The organism is Idiomarina ramblicola (genome assembly GCF_003987255.1).
In the GTDB taxonomy this organism is placed as follows: domain Bacteria; phylum Pseudomonadota; class Gammaproteobacteria; order Enterobacterales; family Alteromonadaceae; genus Idiomarina; species Idiomarina ramblicola.
Genome location: NZ_PIQC01000003.1, coordinates 396,049 through 417,997 on the forward strand (window position 1 = coordinate 396,049; position 21,949 = coordinate 417,997).

Sequence of the window (21,949 nt, forward strand, 5' to 3'; positions counted from 1 at the left end):
CAGGAAATAAGGTGGAGAGCCGGCCGATAAGCCGGGTTCTGTCGTGGACAATCATTCATCTAGTGATCAGGTTGCCCTGACCCTCAAGCAGTCTACCCGGGTTCAACGCGGGCCGCGCCAAAGAACCCCTATTTGACCTTGCTCCGGGTGGAGTTTACCGTGCCACAAACTGTTGCCAGTTGCGCGGTGCGCTCTTACCGCACCCTTTCACCCTTACCTGTGCTGCAAGCAGCCATCGGCGGTTTACTCTCTGTTGCACTGGTCGTCGGCTTACACCGCCCAGGCGTTACCTGGCACCCTGCCCTATGGAGCCCGGACTTTCCTCCCCCTGTAAACAGGCGGCGATTGTCTGGCCAGCTCTCCGCGGAGGATTCTACGCTGCGACAGGCGTTAACTCAATCTTTGTTTCACTCCTTATTTTTATTATCTAACGCCCACTGATAAAGCACATTTTTTCGTTCGTCATGAATTTTAGCCGTCATAGCGGCGGCTTTCTTTAACGGCAACTCTTCTAGCAGCAATAATAACGTGCGCTTAGCGGCTTCTCCGGGCCCGTCACTGCTTTCCGTTTCCGGCGGCAAGGGCGCTATCAATAACACCATTTCACCGCGCTGCTGGTTCGTATCATCCGTTAAAGCTTGCAGTAACTCCGCCGCACTGCCACTTAAATAGGTTTCAAACTGTTTGGTGAGCTCGCGAGCAAGCACGAGTTTCCGAGCTTTACCTAACACCGCATCCATATCGGCTAAAGTGTGCAAAATTCGGTGAGGACTTTCATAGACCACAACCGTTCGCGTTTCAGTTCGCAACTGCTCGAGTTTAGCCCGCCGCTGCTGTGGCTTGGAAGGAAAAAAGCCTTCAAAAGAAAATCGGTCCGTGGGTAATCCGGCCGCCGATAAAGCAACAGTCACAGCACAAGCGCCCGGTAAGGCGATGACTTTTAGACCTTGTTCGCGGCAACGATGTACCAGTACATAGCCCGGATCGTTGATTAACGGCGTTCCAGCGTCACTCACCAATGCCAGTGAATCCCCTTGCTGCAAACGTTCGATAACCGCATCCGCACGTTGACTTTCGTTGTGCTCATGCAGTGCAAAGACGTCATTCTGTATTCCATAGTGCTGCATAAGTTTGCGTGTATGCCGCGTATCCTCGGCTGCAATAGCGGCAACCTCTGCTAATGTTTTTAATGCTCTTTCCGTTATATCACCCAAGTTACCGATAGGGGTTGGTACGATATAAAGAATGCCTTGCTCTGCCATAATCAGTCTCTGTTTGTTTCCAACGTCAATGCCGTTTATAGTATCACCGAACAGGCACCAAAGCGGAACCTTACAGTGTTTAGAACTCATTCATTCGTATTTTTAGCCTTACTGGCTCTGCTGGTACTTACTCAGTGTACATCAGCACCTGATCAGCAAACCCAAGAGCCTGCAGAGACGGCTGATGTCACTGATCATGATCTGAGCTTAACTGAAGAAAAGTCCGCACAGGACTGGTTGGAAGAAGCCCACAATGCAGCTAACGATGTTGCGCAACACTCCGCCCTGGTACGTGCCGCTAACGCATTCCAAAACGAACAAAGGTGGCAACAGGCAGCCGCAGTTTTATCTCAGCTGAGTTCGCAAAAAATCACTCATCACAGTCAAAAGTATTACCGTTTGGCAAAAGCTCGTTGGGCAGCTGAACAACAGCAGTGGCCAAAAGTTGAAGAAGAGCTCGAGGGAATACCAACACAGTTTAACCAACGCGAATTCCGTTCTCTTAGTTTGCAATTGCTATCGCAAGCCGCTTACCAGCGGCAGGATTACTGGAAAGCACTTGTCTGGCAAGTCGATGCACAACGCTTTGCTGCGCAACTAAACGCTGAAACCATCTGGTCCGTTGCGCGCCAAATTACCGCATCTCAACTTCCGCAACAACGCCCTAATGACGTCGCTCTGGCCGGCTGGTGGCGACTGGTAGACTTTCATCACCAGGCTATGACCCACCCGGGCAGTCTTACGGGTTATCTGGACCAATGGCTGCAGAGTTATACGGATCACGACGCGGTAACATTAGTAGAGAGCTGGCAGAAACCACAAACTGAGGCTTCCAAAGGTATTGCCTCAGAATCAACCATCGCTGTTTTACTGCCACTATCGGGTCGGTATCAGCAACAGGGCCAGGCTATCCGCGATGGTATTATTGCTCGCACGGGTGAAACAAACGATCTTCAAGTCGTTTTTATTGATAGTGAAAAAGAGGACATTGAAGCCCACAAAGCACAAATACAGTCCATTAATCCGGTAGGTATTATTGGTCCCCTATTAAAAGAGAACGTAGCGGCCTGGGCCACGCAACCACTGCCGGAAGTTCCTCAGGTATTCCTCAACCAAGTTGATGAAAGCTCAGTAAAACAATCATCCACCAACGTTTTTTTCGCACTAAGCCCAGATACCGAAGCTCGGCAGGCGGCGCAACGAGTCAATCAGCAGTTTACAGAATCCAAAAGCGCCTTGGTGATTGCGGCAGATACATCCGGTGGTCAGAGAATGGTTGATGCTTTTAAATCGAGCTGGAGTAACGACAAAGCGGGCGAGCCAACCGTTTCTTACTTTTCTGAACGCGGCGATATGAAAGCAACGGTTGAGAATTCACTGGGATTAACCGACAGTCAACAGCGTATTCGTACCGTAAAAATTGCCGCCGGTAAAATTATTGTTGAAGAACAAGAGCGCAGCCGCCGCGACATTAGCGCTATTTACCTGCCCGGAAACCTACAACAAACGCGTCTGTTAAAACCCTTTATTGATGTCAGCGTTTCACCTTTTGCTGAGCCTATACCGGTCTATGCCAGCTCAGCCACTCATGAATTAAAAAACCGTTTAGGCGATCCCGATCTTAACGGCATTATCTTTTCCGATATTCCCTGGTTGGTGGCAAACTCCGGGAAAAATATCCTTTTAAGTCAGTGGCTTGAACTGCGTAACGGATGGGGACTTTCACTTGCCCGTCTAACCGCTATGGGCTATGACAGCGTTTCACTGATACAACGCCTGGAAATGATGCGACGGATGCCGGGACTGACCTGGTCAGGTCTTAGCGGAAACCTTCATATTGACGATGCCGTGGTCCAGCGCGAGCTTATTTGGGCTACCTTTAGCAAAGGAGAAATCACCTTAGCAGAGGGGTCTAGTAATGCAGGAAGTCGCTACCGGTAAAAGAGCCGAATTACTCACCGCCGAATTTCTGGAAAAGCATAACCTTACAATTATTTGCAAAAATTACCGCATCGATGGTGGCGAAATTGATATTATAGCTCGTGAAGGTATTTACTGGGTGTTTTGCGAAGTTAAATATCGACAACACGAAAACTTTGCTGCCGTATTAGAGCAAATTCAGCCACAGCAGTGCCGCCGGATTCGGCATACAGCTCGTTATTATTTGCTCAGTAATAATATCGATGAACATACCGCCGCTATACGTTTTGATGTTATCGCTATAGTTGGTCAGCCAACAAGAATTGAATGGTTTAAGGACGCATTCTGACTATGAATGACGAGTTAATTAAAGCGCTCTTTACAGAGAGTATCCAGACACAAATTTCCGCTGTTGAGAGCCTGACAGATGAGATGGCAACCACCGTCGAACTGTTAGTGGCCAACCTGCTAAATGGGCAGCGTGTATTTTGCTGCGGCGACCGCACAACCGGAGTCATCGCTCAGCACTTTTCTAATCTTATGACTGACGGTATGAAACTGGAACGCCCTCCTTTTCCTGTACTGGCCCTAAATGCAGGAAAGCAAAAGCAGCTGGCGGCCCTGGGTCAGGCAAGTGATATTTTGCTGGTTATCGCTGATAATCAAGAGAACGAAGAACTCACTGCTATTATGGAAACCGCTATCAGTCGCGATATGTTGATTATCGCCTTAACCGGAGAAGGCAACGATTCTGTTTCCGGCCTGTTAGGTGCTAATGACATTGAATTAAGGGTTCCCAGTTTAAATCCAGCCCGTATACTGGAAACTCAGTTGTTTATCGTTCATGGTCTATGTGAACAAATCGAAAATACTATTTTTCCGCAGGAGCACTGATGCATATGACATTATCTAAATCCGTTTTGCCCGTCATTTTTATCAGCTTATTGAGCTTACAAGGCTGCGCGGCGGTTGCCGTCGGTGCTGCCGCAGTTGGCATATCATCGGCTACTGACCCACGCACGATAGGAACCCAAGTTGACGACCAGACGATAGAAATGAAAGCGAATGCAAAATTAGGAAGTGACGAGCAGCTTGAAGACTCTCGTGTCGCTGCTATTAGCTATGACACCAACGTTTTATTAGTTGGTCAGGTACCAAGTGAAGCGTTAAAAAGAAGAGCAGAAGACGTCATCAGAGATACCAACGGCATCAATAAGATTTTCAATCAATTACGCATTGGGTCAAAAGCCTCAGCATCTGTTCGCGCAGGAGATAGCTGGATAACCAGCAAAGTAAAACTTAAATTCGCTAACAACAAGTCAATTGATGCCACCAACATTAAAGTGGTCACAGAAAATGCGGAAGTCTTTTTACTGGGTCACGTAAGTCAGGCAGAAGCGGATGCAGCCGTTGAAGTTGCCAGAAATGTTGAAGGGGTCGAGCGGGTAATTAAAGCACTAACCATTAAGCGTTAGTGCTTTCAATTTTACTTAACAACTTTTAAGTTGGGTTTTTTCTTAGCCGTTTTTTGCTCTGTTTCAGTGCTGCCCTGCTCTTCTTCAGGCTCAGGCATCTTATCAAGCTCAGGCTCAGCTTCAAACATTGCACCAGCTCCATTTTCACGAGCATAAATCGCTAAAGCGGCGGTCATTGGAACAATCACTTGCATAGGTTGCCCACCAAAGCGCGCGCTAAAGCGAACTTCATGATCAGCTAACTGCAAGCCCTGCACTGCTGTCGGCGAAATGTTAAGAACAATTTGGCCTTCGCTGACAAAGTTTTGCGGCACAACAGTACCAACAATGGTTGCATCAACAACCAAATGCGGCGTCAGATCATTATCAACAATCCACTCGTACAACCCACGAAGCAGATAGGGTCTTTTCGGCGTCATAGCACTACTCCTCGACGTCGATGAAATTAATGACGGGCGAGCTCTTTCTCTTCTTCTGTTAAAGAGTCTTGGAACGTTTTACGTTCAAATAAACGTACCATATATTGCTTGATCTCTTTCGCGCCCTGACCCTCTAAATCAATACCGTAAGCCGGCAAGCGCCATAATAGAGGGGCTAAATAGCAATCAACCAAGCTGAACTCTTCACTCATGAAATACGGCGTATCAGCAAATATTGGCGCCAAAGAAAGAATGCCTTCTTTCAACTCCTGCCTTGCTTGCGCGTCGCCCTTCTGAATTTTCTCAGCTAAGCTGTACCAGTCACGCTCGATTCGATACATCATAAGACGACTCGTGCCACGGGCAACCGGGTATACCGGCATCAGCGGAGGATGTGGGAAACGCTCATCAAGATATTCCATGATAATTTGCGCGTTATAAAGTACGAGTTCGCGGTCAACGAGAGTCGGCTTAGCCTCTGGGTACGGGTTAAGCTGTAACAGATCCTCCGGCGTACTTTCGTCGGTCACATACGTAATTTCGACACCAACACCTTTCTCAGCTAACACCAGACGTACCTGATGACTCTTTAAGTCATCCTTTCCTGAATATAACGTCATTACTGAGCGTTTATTTGCTGCAACAGCCATTCCTTTCTCCAGATAATATCAACGGCAAAAGGGTGGCAAGCCACCCTTTCTTGAGTCGTTGTCTAACAGACTGATAAGCCCTGATTATTTCAGGTCTTTCCAAAACTCTTTTTTCAGTAACCATGCCAGAACGGTGAATACCAGCAGGAAACCAAAGACAAACCAACCAGTTCGACGCTGTTCTAACAACATTGGCTCTCCGGTATAAACCAGAAATGCTGTTAAGTCCAACATCGCTTGATCATATTCACTTTCCGATAAACGGCCGCTTCCATCGCTTTTTAAGCCGACGTAAACTTCTTTCATTTCACCGTCTATCATGCGCTCTTCATAAGTTTTCTCAGGGAGCCCCTGCAGTTCTTCCAGCACATGAGGCATTCCCACATTAGGGAATACCGCATTATTCACACCAAAAGGACGGCTCTCATCTTTATAAAATGAGCGCAGGTAAGTATAAATCCAGTCAGCACCTCTTACTCGAGCAACGTTGGTTAAATCCGGTACCGCTGTACCAAACCAATTCGCGGCTGAATCTGAATTCATGTTGTTGGTGATCAGATCACCGGCTTTATCGCCCGTGAACTGCAGATGTTTTTCTCCCAGTTCTTGTGGGATACCAATATCCTCAAAGGTACGATTGTAACGATGATATTCCAATTGGTGACAGCCAAGACAGTAGTTCATATACAGCTGCGCACCGCGCTGCAGTGAGGCTTTATCGTGTAAGTCGACTTCAGCCTTGTCCAATGGAACGGCCGGATCCGCCGCAAATACCAGCGACGGAACCAAGGTTACAAGAGCGATTAACAATTTTTTCATTTCGACGTCACCCTTTCTGGTACCGGTTTAGTCTTCTCGCGCTTACTGTAGAACCAGAGCAGCCCGAAGAATGCAAAGTACAGGAACGTAAATATCTGTGCGAACACCGTTGCAACTGGCGTTGCAGGCTGCGTTCCCAGATAACCCAGTACAACGAAGCTGATTGCAAATACCGTTAAGTTCAGCTTATGCAACAGGCTACGATAGCGAATAGAGCGTACTCGACCACGGTCTAACCAAGGCAACAAAGCCAGAAAGACAATGGCAGCAAACATTAAGATGACGCCAAACAGTTTATCCGGCACCGCGCGCAAAATGGCGTAGAACGGTGTGAAATACCATACTGGAGCAATATGCTCTGGTGTCTTCAACGGGTTCGCTGGTTCAAAGTTAGGCGGCTCAAGGAAAAATCCACCCATCTCCGGATTGAAGAAAATAACGTAGCAGAAGAAGAACAAGAATATGCTAAAGCCGAATAAATCCTTAAGGATATAGTAAGGATAGAACGGAATAGAATCGACAACGTCTTTCTTGTTAGTAAAACGCTCGTGGAACTTGAACTTCGGTTTTTCTTCGTCTGGTACAGAGCCTTTCGGTTTTTTCGTATCAACCCCATCAGGGTTGTTAGAGCCAACTTCATGTAAAGCGACAATATGTAAAAAGACCAGAATAACCAGTACCAGTGGCAACGCAATGACGTGCAGTGCGAAGAATCGGTTTAGCGTAGCCCCCGATATGACGTAGTCACCACGGATCCATAAGGTAAGGTCATCACCAATAACCGGAATGGCACCGAACAATGAGATAATAACCTGCGCACCCCAGTAAGACATTTGTCCCCAAGGTAGCAAGTAACCCATGAAGGCTTCTGCCATCAATACCAGGAAGATGAACATACCAAACAGCCAAATCAACTCACGTGGCTTTTGGTAAGAGCCATACATCATGCCGCGGAACATATGCAGGTACACGACAACGAAAAACGCTGACGCTCCAGTGGAGTGCATGTACCGCAACAACCAACCGTATTCGACGTCACGCATGATGTATTCGACTGACGCAAATGCGCCGTCAGCGCTTGGTACGTAGTTCATGGTTAACCAAATACCTGTCAGTATTTGGTTAACCAGTACGATTGTGGCCAAGAAGCCAAACACGTACCACATATTAAAGTTTTTGGGAGCCGGATACTGCGCCAGGTGGATGTTCCAGGTTTTTGTCATGGGGATGCGGGCATCCATCCACTCTACAAATCGCTTAAACATTATGCTTGCCCCTTATCTTCACCCACCAAAATGGTGTTGTCGTCGATAAAATAATGCGGTGGCACAGCTAAGTTCAGAGGTGCCGGAACGCTTTCAAAAACGCGACCTGCGATGTCGAACTTAGAACCGTGACACGGGCAGAAAAAGCCAGAATCAACGCCATCAACGTGATCGCCCATCCCATTTTCCAGGTATGATGGGGAACAACCCAAGTGAGTGCAGATTCCAACCGCAACAAAGAATTCTTCTTTGATAGAGCGATGCTGGTTCTGTGCATACTCTGGCTGTTGTGGTTGTTCTGATTTTGGATCACGAAGTCTGTCTTCTACTTTCGACAACCCTTCAAGCATTTCCGGTGTACGGCGTACGACCCATACAGGTTTACCACGCCACTTCACACGGATTAGCTGACCGGGCTCAGCTTTGCGTATATTTACTTCTACTGGCGCTCCCGCGTTTTTCGCTCTTGCACTCGGGTTCCATGATGCTATGAAAGGAACGGCGACAGCCACCGCTCCTGCACCACCTACCACTGAGGTTGCGACGGTCAAAAAACGACGGCGGCCTTTATCTACAGGCGCATTGCTCATCCATCTATTCTCCAGTTTTGGACGCTCCACGATACATTGTCGCGAAGTCGGGAATTAGCTGCTGCTTTGTCCGCTTATGCGGATTACAGAAAATGCTTTGAGATGATAATGAAAAGACACACTTTTTACAAGCTTAATAGCCGCCCTTATTGGTGTATTTCCATTTCGTACAGGCATAAAAAAACCCAGCCGAAGCTGGGTTTTGCCACAATAAATAAAGACGAATTAACGCTTTGAGAACTGTGGACGTTTACGTGCTTTGTGCAAGCCGATTTTCTTACGTTCAACCTGACGAGCGTCACGAGTAACGTAACCTTCTTTACGTAATGGACCACGTAAAGCTTCGTCGTATTGCATTAATGCACGAGTAATACCGTGACGAATTGCACCCGCCTGACCTGTCGTACCACCACCACTTACGGTGATGTACATGTCAAACTTCTCAGTCATTTCAACTAACTCTAATGGTTGACGAACAACCATCTGAGCCGTTTCACGACCAAAGTATTCGTTCAGTTCACGGTTGTTAATTTGGATGTTGCCGCTACCAGGACGCAAAAATACGCGAGCCGTGGAGTTTTTGCGACGACCAGTACCGTAGTATTGATTATCTGCCATAGTGTTCTTGCTCCGTATTATATATCCAGTTGTTTAGGTTGTTGAGCAATATGGTTATGCTCAGTACCTGCGTACACTTTCAGTTTACGGAACATGGCACGACCCAATGGACCACGGGGTAACATACCTTTCACCGCTTTCTGAATGACCATCTCTGGTTTCTTAGCAATCAGTTTTTCAAAGCTGATTGATTTGATACCACCCGGAAATCCAGTGTGCGAGTAGTACATCTTGTCCTGAGCTTTGTTACCGGTAACGGCAACTTTCTCAGCATTAATAACAACGATATAATCGCCAGTATCAACGTGAGGAGTGTACTCAGGCTTGTGCTTGCCGCGTAAACGACGAGCGATTTCAGTAGCTAAACGACCTAAAGTTTTGCCTTCAGCGTCTACTACGTACCAGTCGCGTTTTACCGTTTCTGGCTTGGCTACAAATGTTTTCATTGTATAAAACCTACATTTTAAAAGTTCACGGACAGTAATTCCGGGCTTCCCCGCGAATCACAACAATAAAAAAATGATAAAAATCATTTAGTTATCTGCTGCGACCGCTGCATTACGTTAGGTAACACAACGGACTGTAACGTGGGCTGCGCGGATTATAGGAAAAATGCGGTTAAAGATCACGCATTTTCTGAAATTTATGCTTTATGCGCCATTGCCAGATATTCCTGACTTTGCATTTCTTGCAGTCGACTGACACAGCGGCGGAACTCAAAAGTTAATTGACCTTCGGTATAAAGTGATTCGATATCCACTTCGGCTGACAAAATGAGTTTTACCCGACGTTCGTAAAACTCATCAACTAACGCAATAAAGCGTCTGGCAGTATCGTCTTTTCCTGCGCCCATTTGTTCGACATTACTGATAAGGACAGCGTGATAGATTCTCGCTATTTCCATGTAATCGTTTTGACTGCGCGCCGTTTTACAAAGAGAAGCAAAATCAAAGAACACCACATCGTCGCACTCAGCTCGTACATCGATATCCCGACCTTCGATATCAATACAGTCCGACTCGTATCGGTCTTTGCACTCCGGAGCCAGCTCTTTGAAATACTGCCATAGGTTTTTATCTGCCTGTTCATCCAACGGTGAGTGAAAAATTTCCGCTCGTGTCAGCGTTCTTAACCGGTAATCGATACCACTGTCTACATTCACCACATCGCAGTGTCGTTTAATCAGTTTTATCGCTGGAATAAATCGCGCACGCTGCAAACCATTTTTGTACAGGTCGTCAGGGATAATATTGGACGTAGCAACCAGAACAACACCTCGCTCAAACAAGCATTCAAACAACTTACCCAACAACATCGCATCAGTAATGTCCTGCACAAAAAACTCATCGAAGCAGACAATCAGCGCTTCACCCGCAATTTTATCTGCAACGATGTGCAACGGGTCACTCTGTTTATCGAGTTGTTTCAGTTCACTGTGTACCCGGTGCATAAAGCGATGGAAGTGAATGCGCCACTTACGCTCAATAGGCAGGCTTTCGAAAAAGGTATCGACCAGATAGGTTTTCCCGCGTCCGACACCGCCCCAAAAATAAATGCCCTGAGGTCTGTCAGGAGCTTTGCTTAACCACTTCCGCCAGCTTGGTAAGGTCTGATAACCGTGCCACTCAACAAGCTCGTCATGCAGTCTTTGCAAATGTTTAACGGCGTTAAGCTGGGCTTCATCTTCCGAGAAGCCATTGTGTTCGATATCATATTGATAACGTTCTAATGGAGACATTTGCTGTTTGGACACTACCACTTCACCTCAGTTGGGATTATCCTATAAGGTAATATGTTACCATGAAGGTGAAGCGCAGCAATCATTCGCAGCTGTAGCAGCTTGTTCAGGAGTTAATTATGAGTTGGATTATTGGGGTTCTGTTGGTCATTGCTGGTGCAATCATTGGTTTTTTCGCAGCTCGTTACAGTCAATCAAAAGGTCAGTCCGGCGACCTGGAAGAGCAAGTTCAGCAAAGCGAACAGCGCTTGACAGACTACCAGCGAGAAGTGGCTGAACATTTCGCAACAGCCAACGCTATGGTTGAGCAACTGGCGGATACTCAGCAACGCTTACAGAGTTATCTGAACCAAAGTGCTGAGCTTTTGGAGAAAAATGAAGGCCAGAGCGACCTGCCTTTTTTCTCTGAAGACACACTTAAGCAATTGCGCGTTGCCAATTCGCTGAACAAAGATCACCGCTCTGGCCGCGACAGTTACAGCGCCAACGACATTCCCCGCGACTACACTGAAGGCTCTAGTGGTTTATTTTCAAACAGCTACGAAGAAAAATCAGATAAAGAGTCCTCAAAAACATCTTGAAACACTTTTAGAGTGAACTCATATTGCTAGCAAGCGGTCTTAACTCGCAGATCGCTTGTTAGTGCTTGATTAAGGAGTCACTCAAACCATGAAACGAGTCTTAGCTTTATTCAGTTTACTCATTGTTTTTAGCTTTACCCCTATTACTTCGGCTCAGGCCGGTATTCCATTTTTTAGTAACGGTGACGAACAACCCACTTTAGCCCCCATGCTGGAAGAGGTTACTCCTGCCGTCGTTAATATTTCCGTGAAAGGCAAGCGCGAAGTGCGTCAGCGTTTACCGGACGCTCTTCGATTCTTCTTTGGCCCTAACTCGCCACGAGAGCAAGTGCAAGAACGCCCATTTCAGGGGCTAGGATCAGGCGTCATCATTGACGCAGAGAATGGCTATGTGGTCACCAACAACCACGTCATTGATGATGCGACCGAAATTCTGGTCACTTTAAAAGACGGCCGCGAATTTGATGCCAAGGTGATAGGCACAGACAAGCGAAGCGATGTGGCTTTGCTAAGAATCGAAAATGGCGAAGACCTTGCCTCTATTGAGTTAGGTAAATCATCCGATTTACGAGTCGGTGATTTTGTGGTCGCAATTGGCAACCCCTTTGGGCTCGGTCAGACAGTAACCTCAGGCATTGTCAGCGCATTAGGACGTGGCGGGCTGGGTATTGAGGAGTTGGAAAACTTTATTCAAACCGATGCCGCCATCAACAGTGGTAACTCAGGTGGGGCTTTGGTTACCTTAGATGGCAAGTTGATTGGGATTAACACCGCAATACTGGGCCCTAATGGAGGGAATATCGGTATCGGCTTCGCTATCCCGTCAGACATGATGAATAATTTAGTACAACAGCTCATTGAGTTTGGTGAAGTACGCCGCGGCGTATTAGGTGTTCGTGGAAACGATCTGACCCACGATGTCGCTCAGGCGCTGAATATTCCAGTAAATCGGGGCGCTTTCGTTTCTCAGGTCGTTCCAGGTAGTTCGGCGGCCGATGCAGGGATTGAATCCGGTGACGTTATCATCTCAGTTGATAAACAAACCATTCGCTCATTCTCGGAGCTGGGCGCGCTTGTGGGCTCGATAGGCTCAGGCAAGTCAATAGAGCTTGGTATTATCCGCGATGGAGAAGAACTATCGGTTGATGTCACCCTGGGTGCACAGGATACCGCTGTTACCGCTGCCTCGATTCACCCGGCTTTAGAGGGAGCCACGTTGGTTGCATCTGAAGCCGGCAATGGTATTGAAGTTACGGAGCTAGAAGAACGTTCTCCAGCAGCTCGCATTGGGCTCGAAGAAGGCGATATTATTCAAGGCGTTAACAGAGTGAGAGTGAATAATGTGGCCGAACTGCGTGCTGCTATAGAAGACAAAGCCGGTGTTATCGCGCTGAATATTAAGCGTGACGACAGTTCACTCTTTATCGTGCTGCGCAACACAAACTGACATTGTGACAGGCAGGTGGTATCAGTGCTATGCTGATACCACCTAATTTAACCGGAAGCAGATATGCAACAACTCTCGTCAACCCTAAGATTTTTGCTTCAGTCAGTTGGCTTAGGCCTTGTTGTTGCGGCTATTGTTATTGTCACCCAGCCATTTTGGGGGCAGTCAGAGTCTTTAAGCCAAACGAACTCTGAAATTATCTCTTTCAACCAGGCTGTTCGCAAAGCAGCTCCTGCAGTCGTTAATATATACAGCATGGGTGAAATACAGGGGTCTTATTATCAACCTCAGTCATCGCGTGTCTTGCGTCTGGGTTCCGGTGTCATTATGGACTCTCAGGGCTATATTCTGACGGCTCACCATGTGGTGGATAATGTCGATAAAGTTGAAGTGGCTTTGCAAGACGGTAGGCGCTATGCCGCTCAGATAATCGGCAGCGATCGCTATACCGACCTTGCTGTGCTCAAAATTGACGCCGATAATCTTCCGGTTATCCCCGTTCAGTCAACACGCCGGATTCAAGTTGGCGATATTGTTCTTGCTATCGGTAATCCGTATAACATTGGCCAGACGATCACTCAGGGAATCATTAGCGCCAGTGGTGGCCGGGTTGGGGTCAGCAACTCGTACTCCGACCTCATTCAGATGGATGCCGTGATCAATCAGGGAGCTTCCGGTGGTGCGTTGGTCAATACAGCCGGAGAGCTCATCGGCATCAATAACGCTCGCTACAATTCAGCTTTTGGTGACGGCGGCGAAGGTATTTACTTTGCCGTACCTTATGAGAATGCTCGCAAGGTGATGAAAACACTGATTCAGGAAGGCGAGGTGGTACGTGGCTACATCGGCATCAGTGTTAACCCTAACTTCAGTGAAGAGCAGTCCTTGTCGGGTATTTTAGTGACTGATGTTGAACGCGAAGGCCCTGCGGCAAAAGCCGGGTTGCAGAGAAATGACTTTTTAGTCGCCATTGCTGGTAAACCTGTTCGATCCGCTCCGGAGGGACTTGATCGTGTGGCTAATAGTAAACCGGGCTCTCAACTCGAAATCGAGTTCTACCGTGGAGACACGCGCATGACAACCACGGTTACTGTTGCTGAATTGCCTCGTTAAAACGAAGGACGGCTGTTTTAAGCCGTCACTCGCTCGATATCCGCTCCTATCGCTTGGAGCTTTTTCTCAATACCTTCATAACCACGATCAATATGATAGATGCGTTCGACTATAGTTTCGCCAGTAGCAACAAGGCCAGCTATAACCAGAGACGCGGAAGCACGTAAATCGGTACACATTACCTCGGCACCGGTTAATTCCTCGACGCCATGGCACAAGGCCGTATTCCCATCTGACTCGACATTAGCCCCCATACGCCTTAGCTCAGGAATGTGCATAAACCGATTTTCGAAAATGGTTTCACGAATACCTGCAGTACCTTCTGCAATAGCATTTAAAGCGCAGAATTGAGCCTGCATATCGGTCGGGAATGCAGGATGCGGGGCAGTTATAATATTCACCGCTTTAGGTCGCCCTTTACTCTGCAAGGCTATCCAGTCGTCGCCTTTCTCAATACTTGCGCCCGCTTCTTCCAGTTTCTTGAGAACAGCATCCAGGCTTGCCGGATCGGTTTTTTCACAACGAACAGAGCCGCCTGTTGCTAAAGCTGCAACTAGAAAGGTCCCCGTTTCGATACGATCGGGCATGACGCTGTATTCACCACCATGCAGCTTATCGACACCGGTTATATGAATAGTATCGCAGCCAGCATCACGTACATTAGCGCCCAAGCTATTCAGGAAATTCGCTAAATCGATAACCTCCGGTTCACGAGCCGCGTTCTCTATCACAGTCTCGCCTTCTGCCAGTACCGCCGCCATCATCAAATTTTCAGTACCAGTAACACTGACCGTATCTAACAGAATTTCAGCGCCTTTAAGACGACCTTCGACGAAAGCCTTGATATAACCATTTTCGACATCAATGTGGGCCCCCATTTTGCGTAAACCCTCAATATGCAGATTAACGGGTCGGGCACCTATTGCGCAGCCACCAGGAAGCGAAACCTCCGCTTTTCCAGTTTTAGCCAATAACGGACCTAAGACCAAAATAGAAGCTCGCATCGTTTTAACTAAATCGTAGGGCGCTTTAAAATGATTCAGTGTTGTTGGATCGATGCAGACACGATTGTTGTTCAGGCTGCTGTGGCTAATACCCAGACAGTCCAGCAACTCCAGCGTGGTATCCACGTCGTGCAAGTCCGGAACGTTAGATAACGTGACTTGTTCTGAAGGCAACAACGACGCCATTAAGATAGGCAAAGCGGCGTTTTTCGCGCCTGAAATGGTGACAGCACCGGATAACGGTTGACCACCACGTATTTTAAATTTATCCATCAACTAACCAACAACCTTATGGCATCATTAATTTTTTATCACGCGCCCAGTCTTCAGGCGTGTAGGCTTTTATCGAGACAGCATGGATAGAACCATCTGCAATTAAGGGATTTAAAGGTCCATACACTGCTTGCTGACGCTTTACCCGACTCATCTCTTTAAAGTCTTCGCTGACAGCAATAATTTCAACGTTTGCGCCTTCAGCTTTGACCAGTAGCTCTTCTAAAGAGAGCGCATCATTAAGCAAGTTTTTAAGTTCTTCAGTATTCATTCTTATCTGCCGTTGGCTTAAAAGTTAGTAAGACCCCCTAGCTTAACGAAAGCAATGACTCAACGCCACTAACGCGGGCAATTTGTTTCAACTGCTCGGAGGCTCCAACGCACACCAACGGCCCTTTACCATTCCCAATAAGTTTCAGGATCTCAAGCAAAAAGGCAACACCGGCAGTATCAATAACGTCAACATCCGTTAAATCAACCTTGGTTTCTTTTCTGACCGGCCAGTCTTTTCGCTGTAACCAAAGGTTAGCGACGCTGTGACGAGTCAGTGAACCACTAAACACCAAAGTTTTATCATCACTAACGTTGACCGAGGCCAAACCGAGTTGCTGTGTGCTCATTAAATTCCCTCTGCCGGATTTTCAACTTCGTCGTCGGCCTTGATAGGTTCAGAAGCTTTCTTTTCAATCAGTTCGATGGTCTTGTCAATTCCGTTAGCACGAATAACAGAAGAAATTTCACTTTGCTTGCTGTTCAGAAGACTCACGCCCTCTACCACTAAGTCATAAGCTTTCCAAATTTCTTCATCTGAATCGTAACGAATGCGGAAGTCCAGACGAATTTCAGGGCGTCCCTCTTCTTTCACCCGGGTACGGACAATGGCAGAGCGAGCATCGTCAGCAAGCTCATTGCTGGGTTCAAAGCTGACCGTGTGTATATCTTCATCATATTGAGTAAACGCACGCGCATAGGTTGCCACTAAATAATCATAGAATGCCCGGTAAAAGCGCTCACGTTGTTCTTTATCCGTATCGCGAAAATAACGGCCCAGTACCTTCTTTGATGCATACAGACTGTCAACGTACGGCATCATTTCCTCTTCGACAATGTCCTTCAGGTAGTTCGGATCCTTATCAATTTTACCTCTGTCCGCCTCTATCCGGCCAAATGTCTTCTCGGCAACTTCTTTTAACAGCTCGTGAGGATTCTCATTGCGGATTAAATCCGCAGACGCTGATGCAACTAATAAACACGTTACAGCTAGCGCTGCTATCCATTGTTTTACTGCCATGGTGTTCTCCTTACCACTTAATCGTTACCCTGACTAAACAGGAACTGGCCAATTAAATTCTCTAAAACGAGCGCAGACTTGGTGTCCGTAATCATATCACCGTCCTCCAGTGTATCGACGCTGTCATCGATAAAACCGGGTTCAAGCCCAAGGTATTGCTCACCTAGCAGACCGGAAGTCAGCACCGATAACGTACTGGTTTCTGAAAACTGGTCATATTCTTTACTGATACTCATTTCTACGCGTGGCTCATAATAGTCGCCCGACAATGAAATATCGGTGACACGGCCCACAACAACGCCTCCCACTTTCACAGGAGAACGGACTTTCAGACTACCAATATTGTCAAACTTAGCGTAAAGGGTATAACTGTCACCTGACGTGGTCATAGTGCCGCTGGCCGCTCGTAACGCAATGAAGAACAAGGCTAGAATACCGACCACAACGAAAACGCCTACCCATAACTGTGTTTTTCTTGATTCCATGGTTATCCACCAAACATGATAGCTGTAAGAATAAAATCGAGTCCTAAAATTGCCAGCGACGCGGTTACTACTGTCGACGTTGTCGCGGCACTAATTCCCGCAGAAGTTGGTACCGAACGATAGCCTTTATACAAAGCTATCCAGGTAACAACGAAGGCAAATACAATCGATTTGATGATGCCGTTGAGCAGATCGTCCTGCCAGTCAACAGCTGACTGCATTACCGACCAGAAAGCGCCTTCATCGACACCCAGCCAACCAGAGCCCACCAGATAACCGCCATAAATACCGACCGCTGAAAACATTAGCGCCAGCAACGGCATACTGATTAAGCCAGCCCAAAAGCGCGGGGCGATAACACGACGTAGCGGGTCAACCGCCATCATCTCTAAACTGGACAGTTGTTCAGTGGCTTTCATTAAACCAATTTCTGCAGTTAACGCTGAACCAGCACGACCTGCAAATAAAAGCCCTGTAACAACGGGACCTAATTCGCGCAGTAAAGATAACGCCACCATCGGCCCCAGACTCTGCTCGGCACCGTAGTCGACCAAAATGGTATAGCCCTGCAGACCCAGCACCATTCCGATAAATAAACCACTGACAATGACAATCAGCATTGACAGTACGCCGACCACATACATTTGTTTGACAAATAGCGGCCAGGATTTGCGTGGTTGCGGTTTACCAATGATAGCGCTCATCAGCATCGCCAACGCGTAACCAATACCCGCCAGACTATCTAAAACTCGGCGCCCGATAGATTGAAAAAACTGGCTCATCCCTCGCCCCTTAACAAATCCGTTGTAAAATCATCGTCGGAGTAATGAAATGCCACAGGCCCGTCTGGTGCGCCGTTCAAAAACTGCTGAATAATTGCCGTGTCATTGCTACGTAGCTCATCTGGTGTACCCTGACCGACAACTTTCTTATCAGCGATGACATAAGCGTAATCTGCAATCGAAAGAACTTCCTTTACGTCATGGGAGACAACTATAGAGGTTAAGCCCAGCGATTCATTCAAAGATTTAATCAATTTTACAATCACCGCCATAGAAATTGGATCCTGACCCGCGAACGGCTCATCGTACAAAATTAAGTCAGGGTCTAATGCAATGGCTCTTGCTAATGCTGCGCGACGCGCCATACCACCGGATAACTCCGACGGCATTAAGTGCCGTGCACCACGTAACCCGACAGCTTCCAGCTTCATTAAGACAACACTGCGGATCAGTTCTTCTGGTAAGTCTGTGTGTTCACGCAGTGGAAACGCCACATTTTCGTAAACCGACATATCAGTGAACAGGGCACCACTTTGAAACAACATGCTCATGCGCTTCCGCAGTTGATACAACGCATCCCGCTTTAGCTGTGGAACCTCTTCTCCGGCCACTTTAATACTGCCACTATCGGGTTTCAGTTGCCCGCCAATAAGCCGCAACAAAGTCGTTTTCCCAATTCCACTAGGGCCCATAACGGCAACCATTTTGCCTTTGGGAACATTTAGCGACAGCCCGTCATAGACCCGGTGGTCTCCATGCGCAAAAGTCAGATCCTTAAGTTCTACCAAGTTTGTCACGACAGTTTCCTGTTACGAGTTTAGCAGCCCATTAGTTTAGCGACTGTCGGTAAAGTCTGATACCGAAAATATGTTGCAAATCTTATCAGCGAATCGACTCTATTTCTGTCAATTCATCGACAAGCTTCAGTAAATATTGTGCAAAGTCTTCGCGCTCATGCACGCAGGCGTCACATAAGTTTAGTTGCTCAAACAAACGAGCACCATGAACCGCATAAAATAAGGTTTTCCCCACTTTACTCCCGGCAATGCCTTCCAGTCTTTGTAAAGTCTCAGCCACGTGTTCTTTCAATGGCCCTAGCAGTTCCGGATTAGTCGCTGCCGCGGCCAACATGCCGCTTCCCAGGCGAGAGCATTCAGCATCCGTATCAAGCGCCGCTAATAAGATACTTTTTAATTCCCCTTTTGGGTCATCAATAAATTGCTCATGGTATTGCTCCCGCAAAGCTTCATATCGCTCAACGCGGCGTTTTAACATCGCCTGAAGCAAACAGTCTTTGCTGTTAAAATGGTAAAGCAAACCGCCTTTACTGATACCGGTCTCTTGGCTTAAGGCATCAAACGTCAGATGAGCAGCCCCCTCAGCAGCAACCAGTTGGTCTGCCGCATCCAGAATGACTTCCCTGTTACTGGGTCGCCCTGCTCCTTTTTTCTCTACCATAACGTCTTCGCTTTACCTAAAGTGGCTTTATTAACCGTCTGGTTGGTATAGTAATTATTTTTGCAATAAAATACAAGATTTACCTGAGTACGGTAGGCAGAGTTGCACTGAATGACGTATTATACAGAGCAAAAGTACAACGCCAGAGGCATGACAATGAAGCAAGTAACCCAGAATTTTCGGCTGCTGGGCGAACAAGTACTGGATATCGAGAAAAAAGCGATTGATGGTTTGTACCAATATTTAGATGACAACTTTGATGCGGCCTGCCAAACACTGTTTAACTGCAAAGGCCGCGTCATCGTCACTGGCATGGGAAAATCCGGCCACATCGGTGGCAAAATTGCCGCAACATTAGCCTCGACCGGAACGCCAGCGTTTTTTGTGCATCCGGGCGAAGCCAGTCACGGCGACTTAGGTATGGTTGCCGCTCAGGACGTTGTCATTGCCATATCCAACAGCGGTGAAACCGCCGAAGTACTGAACATTATTCCGGTCATAAAACGTCTTGGCGTTCCCTTAATATCAATGACAGGCAAACCAGATTCAACCCTGGCAAGACTTGCCGATACTCATGTTTGCATTGCCGTTGAACAGGAAGCTTGCCCACTGGGTTTAGCACCTACAGCGTCTACCACGGCAACATTGGTGATGGGGGACGCTTTTGCGGTCGCCCTGCTCAATGCCCGCGGCTTTACTGCGGATGACTTTGCCCTGTCACACCCCGGCGGTTCTTTAGGTAAGCGCCTGTTACTGCGCCTACACGACGTGATGCACACGGGCGACAGAGTCCCGCTTATTCCGGCTGATGCCATTATCAGCGAAGCGCTATTAGAAATGTCACGTAAGGGTCTGGGAATGACGGCAGTGGTTGATGACAATCAGCGTTTAGCTGGCATATTTACCGACGGTGATCTACGTCGCATTCTGGATAACCGGGTCGATGTGCATAAAACACCCATAGCTGACGTTATGACCCGCTCCTGTATTACCGCAAACGAAGACATGCTGGCAGCAGAAGCGTTAAAACTGATGCAAGATCGTAAAATAAACGGGCTTATCATCACCAACGACGATGGGCAGCCATGTGGCGCAATGAACATGCATGATTTACTGCGGGCGGGAGTGCTCTGATGGAGTGTATTAATACCTGGTACGGTGATATCGAGAAGAGCCTGTTTAAACGCTTTTCTGAGATAAAACTGTTGGTTCTGGACGTTGACGGCGTATTTTCTGACGGCCGAATTTATTTAGGCAATGACGGTGAAGAACTGAAAGCATTCCACACCCGCGACGGGTTTGGAATGAAAGCTTTAAAAAAGTCAGGAGTTGAAACCGCGGTTATCACCGGTAGAACTTCTCGCATTGTTGAACATCGCATGGAACACTTGGGTGTCGGCTTCATTTATCAGGGACAGAATGATAAAACGGCCGCCTTTAGCGAATTGCTGGAGAAACTGCAGCTGGGCATTGACCAAGTTGCTTACGTGGGCGATGACACACCCGACTTAGCGTTGATCAAAGCGGCCGGGCTGGGTATTGCGGTGCAGGATGCTCATGCCTCAGTACAGCAACAAGCGGACTATATTTCCCGTTGCCACGGTGGACATGGTGCGGTGCGTGAAGTCTGCGACTTGATTATGCTCAGCCAGGGGCAACTGCACCTGGCAACAGGAGCCAGTGTGTGAGTCGGCGCGTTACTGTCATTCTCATTTTGCTGTTCGGCGCCGGACTACTACTTGTCTGGCGCCCTTTTGGCGATGACACGAATGGCAGTAATGCCACGGCAACACGAATGATGCAGCCTGATTTTACTGCTTTTGGTCTGCAAACCCGAATTTTTGAAAGCGATGGTTTACTGGCTCACAAAATTAAATCGGACAAGATGTCTCATTATAATCAAATTGGTTTAACCGAGCTTGAACAGCCGGTTTACACCGTGTTTTCTGAACAAGGTGAAGAAATTTGGGAAGTGAGTGCCACGCAGGGAACATTCTATGACGATCAAACCCTGATTTTAGAGCGTGATGTTGAAATCCTTGCTTTAGAACCTGATACTCGAATCAAACAAGTGTTAACCGAGTACCTGATTGTTGATTTAAAAAATCAGTCCATGAGCACCGAGCACCCCGTAAGCATTCACGGGCCTCGGTTATTAATACGCGGCAATGGTATGAGCGCAGACCTGAAAGCTGAACGAATGGAGCTAAAAAGACATGTTAAAACGATTTTCCAGCCTGCTGAGTAAGTTTATCCTGGTTGCCTTGATACCATCAGCGGTGCTTGCTCAGGGTAAGTCTGACTTTAGCCAGCCAATGGAAGTGGAATCAAGCCAGGAAGAGCTCGATATCAAAAATAACCGTCTGGTTTTAACCGACAATGTCATTATTCGCCAAGGCACGCTATTGATCCGCGCGGATCGGTTAGAAGCCTCCGCCAGCGAAAACGCGGAACAAGCTGATACCTTCGTCGCCGAAGGCAGCCCGGCAACTTATAGCCAAACGCTGGATGATGGTAATCAAATTAACGCAGAGGCGAATAAAATCACTTACTTTCAGGGAGAGCAGCGACTGGAGTTAAGTGGCAACGCACGAATATCTCAGGGCAGCAGCAGTTCAAGTGGCGAGTTAATTACCTATGATCTGGATGAGCAAACGGTAACGGCAACCAGCTCAGGTGAAGAAAACAGCCGCGTCATTACTATCTTCACCCCAAAACCGAAAACCGACTCAGACAAAAATAATAACGAGAACCCTTAA

The 21,949-nt window shown here is 47.5% G+C and carries 28 protein-coding genes and 1 other RNA gene; 11 read left to right on the forward strand and 18 right to left on the reverse strand.

Annotation, left to right across the window (positions count from 1 at the left end):
* Nucleotides 1-11: 11 nt before the first annotated feature.
* An RNA gene (gene rnpB / locus CWI78_RS05145) (RNase P RNA component class A) lies at nucleotides 12-361 on the reverse strand.
* Between the two features lie 46 nt (nucleotides 362-407).
* A complete protein-coding gene (rsmI, locus tag CWI78_RS05150) occupies nucleotides 408-1,262 on the reverse strand; it encodes a 16S rRNA (cytidine(1402)-2'-O)-methyltransferase (RefSeq protein WP_126780897.1) in 855 nt (284 codons plus the stop codon).
* Nucleotides 1,263-1,337: 75 nt separating this feature from the next.
* Here rsmI and CWI78_RS05155 point away from each other — a divergent pair, with 75 nt between their 5' ends.
* The 4 genes from CWI78_RS05155 to dolP are packed head-to-tail and all read left to right on the forward strand — an operon-like array spanning nucleotide 1,338 to nucleotide 4,657.
* Nucleotides 1,338-3,203, forward strand: coding sequence for a penicillin-binding protein activator (locus tag CWI78_RS05155; RefSeq protein WP_126780899.1), 1,866 nt, complete (start codon nucleotides 1,338-1,340; stop codon nucleotides 3,201-3,203).
* Nucleotides 3,181-3,531 (forward strand): YraN family protein, encoded by a 351-nt coding sequence (locus CWI78_RS05160; RefSeq protein ID WP_126780901.1) that lies wholly within the window; start codon nucleotides 3,181-3,183, stop codon nucleotides 3,529-3,531. Before CWI78_RS05155 ends, CWI78_RS05160 begins: the two co-directional genes overlap by 23 nt.
* A 2-nt stretch (nucleotides 3,532-3,533) precedes the next feature.
* Nucleotides 3,534-4,076 carry an SIS domain-containing protein gene (locus CWI78_RS05165; protein WP_126780903.1) on the forward strand — a complete coding sequence of 181 codons (543 nt, stop codon included), beginning with the start codon at nucleotides 3,534-3,536 and terminating at the stop codon, nucleotides 4,074-4,076.
* Between the two features lie 5 nt (nucleotides 4,077-4,081).
* Nucleotides 4,082-4,657, forward strand: coding sequence for a division/outer membrane stress-associated lipid-binding lipoprotein (gene dolP / locus CWI78_RS05170; protein ID WP_126780905.1), 576 nt, complete (start codon nucleotides 4,082-4,084; stop codon nucleotides 4,655-4,657).
* An 11-nt stretch (nucleotides 4,658-4,668) separates the two neighbouring features.
* On the opposite strand, the gene CWI78_RS05175 is transcribed toward dolP, so the two are convergent.
* The 8 genes from CWI78_RS05175 to zapE form a co-directional block, all read right to left on the reverse strand.
* Nucleotides 4,669-5,076, reverse strand: coding sequence for a ClpXP protease specificity-enhancing factor (locus tag CWI78_RS05175; RefSeq protein ID WP_126780907.1), 408 nt, complete (start codon nucleotides 5,074-5,076; stop codon nucleotides 4,669-4,671).
* A 26-nt stretch (nucleotides 5,077-5,102) separates the two neighbouring features.
* Nucleotides 5,103-5,726, reverse strand: a complete 624-nt coding sequence (sspA, locus tag CWI78_RS05180; protein WP_126780909.1) for a stringent starvation protein SspA — start codon at nucleotides 5,724-5,726, stop codon at nucleotides 5,103-5,105.
* An 84-nt stretch (nucleotides 5,727-5,810) separates the two neighbouring features.
* Nucleotides 5,811-6,545 carry a cytochrome c1 gene (locus CWI78_RS05185; RefSeq protein ID WP_126780911.1) on the reverse strand — a complete coding sequence of 245 codons (735 nt, stop codon included), beginning with the start codon at nucleotides 6,543-6,545 and terminating at the stop codon, nucleotides 5,811-5,813.
* Nucleotides 6,542-7,810, reverse strand: a complete 1,269-nt coding sequence (locus CWI78_RS05190; protein ID WP_126780913.1) for a cytochrome b — start codon at nucleotides 7,808-7,810, stop codon at nucleotides 6,542-6,544. Before CWI78_RS05190 ends, CWI78_RS05185 begins: the two co-directional genes overlap by 4 nt.
* On the reverse strand, nucleotides 7,810-8,400 hold the full coding sequence (gene petA / locus CWI78_RS05195) for a ubiquinol-cytochrome c reductase iron-sulfur subunit (RefSeq protein WP_126780915.1): 591 nt from the start codon (nucleotides 8,398-8,400) through the stop codon (nucleotides 7,810-7,812). The genes CWI78_RS05190 and petA overlap by 1 nt, the downstream gene beginning before the upstream one ends.
* Before the next feature lie 225 nt (nucleotides 8,401-8,625).
* Nucleotides 8,626-9,018 carry a 30S ribosomal protein S9 gene (gene rpsI, locus CWI78_RS05200; protein ID WP_126780917.1) on the reverse strand — a complete coding sequence of 131 codons (393 nt, stop codon included), beginning with the start codon at nucleotides 9,016-9,018 and terminating at the stop codon, nucleotides 8,626-8,628.
* A gap of 17 nt (nucleotides 9,019-9,035) precedes the next feature.
* On the reverse strand, nucleotides 9,036-9,464 hold the full coding sequence (gene rplM, locus CWI78_RS05205) for a 50S ribosomal protein L13 (protein WP_054489830.1): 429 nt from the start codon (nucleotides 9,462-9,464) through the stop codon (nucleotides 9,036-9,038).
* Nucleotides 9,465-9,661: 197 nt separating this feature from the next.
* Nucleotides 9,662-10,756 carry a cell division protein ZapE gene (gene zapE, locus CWI78_RS05210; protein ID WP_126781055.1) on the reverse strand — a complete coding sequence of 365 codons (1,095 nt, stop codon included), beginning with the start codon at nucleotides 10,754-10,756 and terminating at the stop codon, nucleotides 9,662-9,664.
* A 119-nt stretch (nucleotides 10,757-10,875) separates the two neighbouring features.
* Between zapE and CWI78_RS05215 the strand changes: the two genes are divergently transcribed.
* From CWI78_RS05215 to CWI78_RS05225, 3 genes are all read left to right on the forward strand, one after another.
* Nucleotides 10,876-11,337: a Z-ring associated ZapG family protein gene (locus CWI78_RS05215; RefSeq protein WP_126780919.1), complete on the forward strand. Its 462-nt coding sequence runs from the start codon at nucleotides 10,876-10,878 to the stop codon at nucleotides 11,335-11,337.
* An 88-nt stretch (nucleotides 11,338-11,425) separates the two neighbouring features.
* Complete coding sequence (locus CWI78_RS05220) at nucleotides 11,426-12,784, forward strand: DegQ family serine endoprotease (RefSeq protein ID WP_126780921.1); 1,359 nt, start codon at nucleotides 11,426-11,428, stop codon at nucleotides 12,782-12,784.
* 63 nt (nucleotides 12,785-12,847) lie between these two features.
* A complete protein-coding gene (locus CWI78_RS05225; RefSeq protein WP_126780923.1) occupies nucleotides 12,848-13,897 on the forward strand; it encodes a trypsin-like peptidase domain-containing protein in 1,050 nt (349 codons plus the stop codon).
* 17 nt (nucleotides 13,898-13,914) lie between these two features.
* Here the strand turns inward: CWI78_RS05225 and murA are convergent, their stop codons facing one another.
* The 8 genes from murA to CWI78_RS05265 form a co-directional block, all read right to left on the reverse strand.
* Entirely contained in the window at nucleotides 13,915-15,174 is a 1,260-nt protein-coding gene (gene murA, locus CWI78_RS05230) for a UDP-N-acetylglucosamine 1-carboxyvinyltransferase (RefSeq protein ID WP_126780925.1), read from the reverse strand.
* Between the two features lie 16 nt (nucleotides 15,175-15,190).
* Nucleotides 15,191-15,445: a BolA family protein gene (locus CWI78_RS05235; RefSeq protein ID WP_126780927.1), complete on the reverse strand. Its 255-nt coding sequence runs from the start codon at nucleotides 15,443-15,445 to the stop codon at nucleotides 15,191-15,193.
* Between the two features lie 37 nt (nucleotides 15,446-15,482).
* Nucleotides 15,483-15,794, reverse strand: coding sequence for an STAS domain-containing protein (locus CWI78_RS05240; RefSeq protein ID WP_126780929.1), 312 nt, complete (start codon nucleotides 15,792-15,794; stop codon nucleotides 15,483-15,485).
* Complete coding sequence (locus CWI78_RS05245; protein ID WP_126780931.1) at nucleotides 15,794-16,465, reverse strand: MlaC/ttg2D family ABC transporter substrate-binding protein; 672 nt, start codon at nucleotides 16,463-16,465, stop codon at nucleotides 15,794-15,796. Before CWI78_RS05245 ends, CWI78_RS05240 begins: the two co-directional genes overlap by 1 nt.
* A gap of 17 nt (nucleotides 16,466-16,482) precedes the next feature.
* The gene (gene mlaD / locus CWI78_RS05250) at nucleotides 16,483-16,950 is read right to left on the reverse strand and encodes an outer membrane lipid asymmetry maintenance protein MlaD (protein ID WP_126780933.1); all 468 of its coding nucleotides are present in this window, start codon (nucleotides 16,948-16,950) and stop codon (nucleotides 16,483-16,485) included.
* A 2-nt stretch (nucleotides 16,951-16,952) separates the two neighbouring features.
* The gene (mlaE, locus tag CWI78_RS05255) at nucleotides 16,953-17,732 is read right to left on the reverse strand and encodes a lipid asymmetry maintenance ABC transporter permease subunit MlaE (RefSeq protein WP_126780935.1); all 780 of its coding nucleotides are present in this window, start codon (nucleotides 17,730-17,732) and stop codon (nucleotides 16,953-16,955) included.
* On the reverse strand, nucleotides 17,729-18,529 hold the full coding sequence (locus tag CWI78_RS05260) for an ATP-binding cassette domain-containing protein (RefSeq protein ID WP_126780936.1): 801 nt from the start codon (nucleotides 18,527-18,529) through the stop codon (nucleotides 17,729-17,731). The genes mlaE and CWI78_RS05260 overlap by 4 nt, the downstream gene beginning before the upstream one ends.
* 85 nt (nucleotides 18,530-18,614) lie before the next feature.
* On the reverse strand, nucleotides 18,615-19,190 hold the full coding sequence (locus CWI78_RS05265) for a TetR/AcrR family transcriptional regulator (RefSeq protein WP_126780938.1): 576 nt from the start codon (nucleotides 19,188-19,190) through the stop codon (nucleotides 18,615-18,617).
* A gap of 156 nt (nucleotides 19,191-19,346) precedes the next feature.
* Between CWI78_RS05265 and CWI78_RS05270 the strand changes: the two genes are divergently transcribed.
* The 4 genes from CWI78_RS05270 to lptA are packed head-to-tail and all read left to right on the forward strand — an operon-like array spanning nucleotide 19,347 to nucleotide 21,949.
* Complete coding sequence (locus CWI78_RS05270) at nucleotides 19,347-20,324, forward strand: KpsF/GutQ family sugar-phosphate isomerase (RefSeq protein WP_126781057.1); 978 nt, start codon at nucleotides 19,347-19,349, stop codon at nucleotides 20,322-20,324.
* Nucleotides 20,324-20,878, forward strand: a complete 555-nt coding sequence (kdsC, locus tag CWI78_RS05275; RefSeq protein ID WP_126780940.1) for a 3-deoxy-manno-octulosonate-8-phosphatase KdsC — start codon at nucleotides 20,324-20,326, stop codon at nucleotides 20,876-20,878. The genes CWI78_RS05270 and kdsC overlap by 1 nt, the downstream gene beginning before the upstream one ends.
* The gene (gene lptC, locus CWI78_RS05280) at nucleotides 20,875-21,438 is read left to right on the forward strand and encodes an LPS export ABC transporter periplasmic protein LptC (RefSeq protein ID WP_126780942.1); all 564 of its coding nucleotides are present in this window, start codon (nucleotides 20,875-20,877) and stop codon (nucleotides 21,436-21,438) included. Before kdsC ends, lptC begins: the two co-directional genes overlap by 4 nt.
* Complete coding sequence (gene lptA, locus CWI78_RS05285) at nucleotides 21,407-21,949, forward strand: lipopolysaccharide transport periplasmic protein LptA (protein WP_126780944.1); 543 nt, start codon at nucleotides 21,407-21,409, stop codon at nucleotides 21,947-21,949. Before lptC ends, lptA begins: the two co-directional genes overlap by 32 nt.

Excerpts from the sequence above, each read along its gene's own strand:
- CWI78_RS05175 (WP_126780907.1), bottom strand. The coding sequence starts at position 5,076 with ATGACGCCGAAAAGACCCTATCTGCTTCGTGGGTTGTACGAGTGGATT.
- rsmI (WP_126780897.1), bottom strand. The coding sequence starts at position 1,262 with ATGGCAGAGCAAGGCATTCTTTATATCGTACCAACCCCTATCGGTAAC.
- CWI78_RS05215 (WP_126780919.1), top strand. The coding sequence starts at position 10,876 with ATGAGTTGGATTATTGGGGTTCTGTTGGTCATTGCTGGTGCAATCATT.
- CWI78_RS05160 (WP_126780901.1), top strand. The coding sequence starts at position 3,181 with ATGCAGGAAGTCGCTACCGGTAAAAGAGCCGAATTACTCACCGCCGAA.
- CWI78_RS05245 (WP_126780931.1), bottom strand. The coding sequence starts at position 16,465 with ATGGCAGTAAAACAATGGATAGCAGCGCTAGCTGTAACGTGTTTATTA.
- murA (WP_126780925.1), bottom strand. The coding sequence starts at position 15,174 with ATGGATAAATTTAAAATACGTGGTGGTCAACCGTTATCCGGTGCTGTC.
- mlaD (WP_126780933.1), bottom strand. The coding sequence starts at position 16,950 with ATGGAATCAAGAAAAACACAGTTATGGGTAGGCGTTTTCGTTGTGGTC.
- kdsC (WP_126780940.1), top strand. The coding sequence starts at position 20,324 with ATGGAGTGTATTAATACCTGGTACGGTGATATCGAGAAGAGCCTGTTT.
- zapE (WP_126781055.1), bottom strand. The coding sequence starts at position 10,756 with ATGTCTCCATTAGAACGTTATCAATATGATATCGAACACAATGGCTTC.
- CWI78_RS05185 (WP_126780911.1), bottom strand. The coding sequence starts at position 6,545 with ATGAAAAAATTGTTAATCGCTCTTGTAACCTTGGTTCCGTCGCTGGTA.
- petA (WP_126780915.1), bottom strand. The coding sequence starts at position 8,400 with ATGAGCAATGCGCCTGTAGATAAAGGCCGCCGTCGTTTTTTGACCGTC.
- CWI78_RS05220 (WP_126780921.1), top strand. The coding sequence starts at position 11,426 with ATGAAACGAGTCTTAGCTTTATTCAGTTTACTCATTGTTTTTAGCTTT.
- CWI78_RS05235 (WP_126780927.1), bottom strand. The coding sequence starts at position 15,445 with ATGAATACTGAAGAACTTAAAAACTTGCTTAATGATGCGCTCTCTTTA.
- sspA (WP_126780909.1), bottom strand. The coding sequence starts at position 5,726 with ATGGCTGTTGCAGCAAATAAACGCTCAGTAATGACGTTATATTCAGGA.
- CWI78_RS05265 (WP_126780938.1), bottom strand. The coding sequence starts at position 19,190 with ATGGTAGAGAAAAAAGGAGCAGGGCGACCCAGTAACAGGGAAGTCATT.
- lptA (WP_126780944.1), top strand. The coding sequence starts at position 21,407 with ATGTTAAAACGATTTTCCAGCCTGCTGAGTAAGTTTATCCTGGTTGCC.
- rpsI (WP_126780917.1), bottom strand. The coding sequence starts at position 9,018 with ATGGCAGATAATCAATACTACGGTACTGGTCGTCGCAAAAACTCCACG.
- CWI78_RS05270 (WP_126781057.1), top strand. The coding sequence starts at position 19,347 with ATGAAGCAAGTAACCCAGAATTTTCGGCTGCTGGGCGAACAAGTACTG.
- CWI78_RS05225 (WP_126780923.1), top strand. The coding sequence starts at position 12,848 with ATGCAACAACTCTCGTCAACCCTAAGATTTTTGCTTCAGTCAGTTGGC.
- CWI78_RS05190 (WP_126780913.1), bottom strand. The coding sequence starts at position 7,810 with ATGTTTAAGCGATTTGTAGAGTGGATGGATGCCCGCATCCCCATGACA.
- rplM (WP_054489830.1), bottom strand. The coding sequence starts at position 9,464 with ATGAAAACATTTGTAGCCAAGCCAGAAACGGTAAAACGCGACTGGTAC.
- mlaE (WP_126780935.1), bottom strand. The coding sequence starts at position 17,732 with ATGAGCCAGTTTTTTCAATCTATCGGGCGCCGAGTTTTAGATAGTCTG.
- CWI78_RS05240 (WP_126780929.1), bottom strand. The coding sequence starts at position 15,794 with ATGAGCACACAGCAACTCGGTTTGGCCTCGGTCAACGTTAGTGATGAT.
- CWI78_RS05165 (WP_126780903.1), top strand. The coding sequence starts at position 3,534 with ATGAATGACGAGTTAATTAAAGCGCTCTTTACAGAGAGTATCCAGACA.
- dolP (WP_126780905.1), top strand. The coding sequence starts at position 4,082 with ATGACATTATCTAAATCCGTTTTGCCCGTCATTTTTATCAGCTTATTG.